Below are 4,949 nucleotides of genomic sequence, written 5' to 3' on the forward strand. Positions count from 1 at the left end.
AGATCGCTGCTTGCCTGCTGTAGTGCGGTTAATAGCTGAGTGCGCCAGTGGTATAGGCGGCGATCGCTGTCCCCCAGCACCTGATTGAGGAGCGATCGCAAGGCCATAATCACACCGCTGTAGGGGACTGTTTGGTGATCAGCAGTAAACTCTCCACAACAAAAATAGGCTTGGTGGTGTAACGCTGGCACATGCAGTTCCCTGACCAAGGATGATTTGCCACAACCGGTGTAGCCAGAAACCAATACTAGGGTGGGTTTGGCAACGGCCTCATCAAGGGTTGCTGGATGAGTAGGGGTTAGTACTGACTGTGCCAGTGTGAGTAGCTCTTGCAATTGGTGCTGTCTGCCATAGAGCTTTTGGGGAATTTGGAAGCGATCGGACACATCATTTTCCCCCGGTGTAAAGGGTTCAATGGTTCCTGTAGCCTCATACTGCATCAAGCACAAAACCAAATCTGCCTCAATGCCCCAAGCACTCTGGTAGCGATCGTCAGCCATCTTGGCCAACAACTTCATCACGACATTGGCGATCGACTCAGGAACCTCAGGGTTAATCTGGTGGGGCGGCACGGGCTGTCGGGCGAGCTGACAGTGCACTAACTCCATGGGGTCAGTTGCATCAAACGGCAACCGCCGACACAACATTTCGTAGAGTGTGACTCCCAACGAATAAAAGTCAGTGCGATAGTCTACAGCCCGGTTCATGCGTCCAGTTTGTTCTGGAGACATATAGGCCAATGTGCCCTCCATCGGATCCATTAGGGATGGGCTGCTACAGGTTTCATCACTGCCTTGACAGATAGCCGTGGCAAAGTCTGCTAACTTAATCCGCTGTTTGGCAGGATTAAAAATAATGTTGCTAGGCTTAATATCTCGATGAATAATGTGGTGTTGGTGGAGCTTGCCTAAAACTTCAGCCAGTTGAACAGCAATGTCTAAGAATTGCTTCAGAGTCAGCGGTTGCTCCAGTAGGTACTGCTTCAGCGAAACACCATCAATATCCTCCAAAATCAAGACAGGAATCCGATGTTGCGTCTCTAGCCCGTAGGCTTTGATGACCCCCTCAATGTCTAGGGACTTGAGGATAGCATACTCATGGTGAAGGCGGGCGATGCTCTCTGGCGAAGGAGCATCGGCAAGGGTTTTGAGGACTACAGGACGCAGGGGCTGGCGCTGTTGCCCACGATAAATGACAGTTCGGGAACTGCGGTGAAGCTCGCTAATAATCTGATAGCCACGCAACGATAGCATGATGCTGGTTAGGTTAACCTACTGAGGCCCTCTTATAGAGAGGTTAATGTGATAGGGTAATTCGCAGTAACCGATAACGGTTACCAAAGTTGTGTTCATTCTAGTCCTCATCTCATGACTCTTGACCTATTGTTTAACGGAGCCAACATATTTGTCTTGCCATTCTGGGTGTTAATGGTGCTGCTGCCCAATTGGGAAGTAACTCGCCGGATTATGGCATCTCCACTGCCGTTTATGGCGTTGGCAGGTTTATATCTCTATCTGTTCATTTCTGCCTTTGATGCCAGCTCTGCCGCTGACTTTGCTAGCCTTCAACTCGCCGATGTTGCCCGCTTGTTTAGCAATCAACAGGTAGCTGCGGCGGGATGGGTACACTATTTGGTGATGGATTTATTTGTGGGACGCTGGATTTATCAGGAAGGGCAACGCACAGGAGTTTGGACACTGCACTCGCTGGTGTTATGTCTATTTGCAGGGCCGCTGGGACTACTATCTCACTTGCTAACGAGTACGATCGTTGATCGATTTTGGCTCAACCGCACCCCATCTGAGGCATCTGAGACTAGCACCTAATACACCATCAGGGCTGGAATGTAGAGTGATGCCTTGGCAGTTAGCGTCTACTTCAGACTAACCCCAAGAGGTTAATACTCTGGGGAATTTCAAGAGGCTAATACTCTGGGGGATTAAAGTCGCTGCTTTTCGGTAATCGTGATGGCTAAATTTTTGTCTCCAATGCTGACCCCCTGGGAAACGGTGCCCTTGACCGTGACGGTTGCGTCAACGGCAGGCAAATCTCCAGCGCCACTGATTACCCACACAGAGCCAGAGTTATCCTTCACTTCGTAAGCTCCTCGACCAAGGATGCCGATTCGATTCACAACTTTGCCTCTAACGGTGACTTCAGTGTATTTGCTTGGGTTACTAACGATTTTTTCAATCGGTGTGGTGCCTACACCAATCTTAGCCAATTGGTTGCAGCCTACTAACCCAATGGTGCCAATACTGAGCAACATGCTGAGCGTTATGGCTGTTACCAAGCCTACAGTGCGCGATCGGGGATTCGATCTAAGCGGGGGTGTAATCGGTGAGTATGCCATAGTTGCCTAATGGAATTGGAAACGATATGAAACGATAGTTGTATGGAGGCGGTGTTACTGCATCAGGCATCACTACCTGAACCATCACCACCTAGTCATCACTACCATAGCGCGGTGCTCAATTCCCGGAGCTTTCCCCTGATGTTTAGTCACGATCGCTGAAGAACTACGAACATCCGTTACATACTTGCACAACCAATCACGAATTACCACTGATCACTGACCCATGACCAACGATCCTGACCCTATCATCCTGGCAGCACCAGCAACCAACAAGAACAAAAATGCTGGTTTAGCGCCACTACTGCTCACTGTGGTGGAATTAGTGCGTCAACTGATGGAGGCTCAGGTGATTCGCCGGATGGATGAAGGGTTGCTGAGCGAGGCAGAGTTAGATCGGGCCGCAGAGAGTTTGCGGAAGTTGGAAGAGCAGGTAGTAGAGCTATGCCGAGTTTTTGAGATTGATCCGGCTGATTTGAATATCGACTTGGGTGAAGTGGGAACATTGTTGCCGAAAACGAGCGGTTACTATCCAGGTGAACCATCAGCAAACCCTACCATTTTGGAACTGCTGGATCGCCTGCTTAATACTGGTGTGGTTGTGGAGGGCAGTGTGGATTTGGGGTTGGCGCAATTGAGCTTGATCCATGCCAAGTTACAGTTGGTGTTGACATCTAAACCGATTTAGAGCTTAAGGTGACGCAGAGACGTTGCAGATGTAGAGCATAGGCTGTGTATGGACAAACCATGGGTGTGGAAGGTAACGATGGTGACGATCGTCCTGATGGGCACTGGTGTTGGTATTGGTCTACAGGCACTCCGTCAACAATCTAGTTCACCATCTCCTCCATTGTCTGCTCAATCACCTCGTCCACTATTGCCTCCAGCAGAGATGCGGTATCGGGTTGACCGTTTGAGTAATAGCACTGTCCATGTATTGACCATTCCCAAGGCTTATTGGCAAACCCAGGCAGTTGTGCCCGCTGTCGCTGCATCAGTCACATCACTAGACCAATTTGCCCAGCAGCGGGGAGCGATCGCTGTGATCAATGGTGGTTTTTTTGACCCAGAAACTGGTAAGACAGCCTCCTATGTCACGATCAATGGTCTACTAGTAGCGGATCCTCGCCAGAACGATCGGCTCATGCATAATCCTGACGTAGTGCCTTACCAAGCAAAAATCTTGAACCGCAGTGAACTACGGCGCTATCGGTGTGGCAGCCAAATTCGATATGCTATTGCCCGCCATCAAGATGCTATCCCTGCCACTTGCCAACTCCAGGATGCCCTAGGGGCTGGGCCTCGTCTGTTGCCAGCGATCGCCGCAGAAGCAGAGGGGTTTTGGGCTACAGTGCAGGGTGAAGTTGTCCGAGATCCGTTAGGCATGAACCGTCGTAATGCCAGAACAGCTATCGGTCTAACGCCAGATGAGTCAATGCTGTGGGTGATGGTGGCCCAATTACCATCCCAGCCTGACAACTCCGGGATGACTCTGCCAGAACTAGCCCAGTATCTCCGGTCTCTAGGAGCAGTAGAAGCACTGAACTTGGATGGCGGCAGTTCTTCATCCCTTTACTACCAGGGCAATACCATCTATGGGCGCGTCGATGAAACCGGACAACCTACAGGACGATGGGTGCAATCAGTATTGCTAATAAAACCCAACCCTTACTAGCGTTAGCCACTAAACGGGTAATAGCTCTTCATACTCACTCCGTATCACCTCACACGGGTACGGAAGCGAATAAAGCCGTAGGAGTTAGTTGGGGTGCCCGGTGCCGTCGCTCCAGGCAAGGTTGTAGGAGCTTGTACCACATCAACCACTACTACCCCACTGACATTGGGTGCTGCCGTATTACACCGCGGTGGAATAGGCGCACTCGGTGGAACAAAGAGTCCCCGATCGGGAGCATCATTTACATTGGTTAGGCCATTGGTGGGTGCCGTTGGCAACGCAGTCGTGCTCAGTGCTAGGGCAATTCCCTGATCAGCAGGCAAGCCACCATCCCCTGGCAAGCCATTGAAGGCCGTAGGCAGAAAATCGCTATTCGCCGGAACAACATCACAAATTCTCAGATTAGTAGCAGCAGCAGGCCCAGCTGAGAGGAAATAAATCGTATATTCCAACTCATCCCCAGGACGCACGATGCCACTGTCGATCGCACCTCGTAGATACGTCGCTGCTGGAGCGGGCCAATTCGGATTATTGTCCTCTGGCCCTGGTGCATCTACAAAGCCCGTAATGTCCGTGGTGTTGATGCGAGTAATTCGCTTGACCAACAGCACATTAGGACTGCCACTGCTAGCACCTACAGGCGTTACCCTCGGCGCATTCTGCGGGGTAAAGTTAGAGCCGTTCACTGTCGCTGTATTGGTCACTTGTGGGGCAGCCCCAGCTCCCAACAGCACCCGGAACACCGCTGTCGAACTGGCACCTCCAGCCAAGGTTCCCCCACTAGTCGCGTTGGCTCCCGTCCCCAGCCGGAAGACAGCAGCAGTACCCGTGAAGTTAGCTGTGTCATCACCAGCCGCATCCGTGCGGGGATTGCTGTCAATCTGTAGACTGCTAGTCACATAGGTGGTGTTTGCAGGGATG

The 4,949-nt window shown here is 51.3% G+C and carries 6 protein-coding genes; 3 read left to right on the top strand and 3 right to left on the bottom strand.

From position 1 onward, the window contains the following. A partial coding sequence (locus NZ772_01955) for a protein kinase (protein MCS6812329.1) occupies positions 1-1,253 on the bottom strand: 1,253 nt, incomplete at its 3' end. A 114-nt stretch (positions 1,254-1,367) separates the two neighbouring features. On the opposite strand from NZ772_01955, the gene NZ772_01960 reads away from it, so the two are divergent. Next, complete coding sequence (locus NZ772_01960; GenBank protein ID MCS6812330.1) at positions 1,368-1,826, top strand: ABA4-like family protein; 459 nt, start codon at positions 1,368-1,370, stop codon at positions 1,824-1,826. A gap of 113 nt (positions 1,827-1,939) precedes the next feature. On the opposite strand, the gene NZ772_01965 is transcribed toward NZ772_01960, so the two are convergent. Beyond that, positions 1,940-2,353 carry a hypothetical protein gene (locus NZ772_01965; GenBank protein MCS6812331.1) on the bottom strand — a complete coding sequence of 138 codons (414 nt, stop codon included), beginning with the start codon at positions 2,351-2,353 and terminating at the stop codon, positions 1,940-1,942. 226 nt (positions 2,354-2,579) lie between these two features. Between NZ772_01965 and NZ772_01970 the strand changes: the two genes are divergently transcribed. After that, positions 2,580-3,041, top strand: coding sequence for a gas vesicle protein K (locus tag NZ772_01970; protein MCS6812332.1), 462 nt, complete (start codon positions 2,580-2,582; stop codon positions 3,039-3,041). Between the two features lie 48 nt (positions 3,042-3,089). After that, a complete protein-coding gene (locus tag NZ772_01975) occupies positions 3,090-4,028 on the top strand; it encodes a phosphodiester glycosidase family protein (GenBank protein ID MCS6812333.1) in 939 nt (312 codons plus the stop codon). 44 nt (positions 4,029-4,072) lie between these two features. On the opposite strand, the gene NZ772_01980 is transcribed toward NZ772_01975, so the two are convergent. Further along, a partial coding sequence (locus NZ772_01980; protein MCS6812334.1) for a hypothetical protein occupies positions 4,073-4,949 on the bottom strand: 877 nt, incomplete at its 5' end.

This window comes from Cyanobacteriota bacterium, from assembly GCA_025054735.1.
GTDB lineage: Bacteria > Cyanobacteriota > Cyanobacteriia > SKYG9 > SKYG9 > SKYG9.

Coding starts and splice junctions, on each gene's coding strand:
- NZ772_01975 (MCS6812333.1), top strand. CDS start 3,090: ATGGACAAACCATGGGTGTGGAAGGTAACGATGGTGACGATCGTCCTG.
- NZ772_01965 (MCS6812331.1), bottom strand. CDS start 2,353: ATGGCATACTCACCGATTACACCCCCGCTTAGATCGAATCCCCGATCG.
- NZ772_01960 (MCS6812330.1), top strand. CDS start 1,368: ATGACTCTTGACCTATTGTTTAACGGAGCCAACATATTTGTCTTGCCA.
- NZ772_01970 (MCS6812332.1), top strand. CDS start 2,580: ATGACCAACGATCCTGACCCTATCATCCTGGCAGCACCAGCAACCAAC.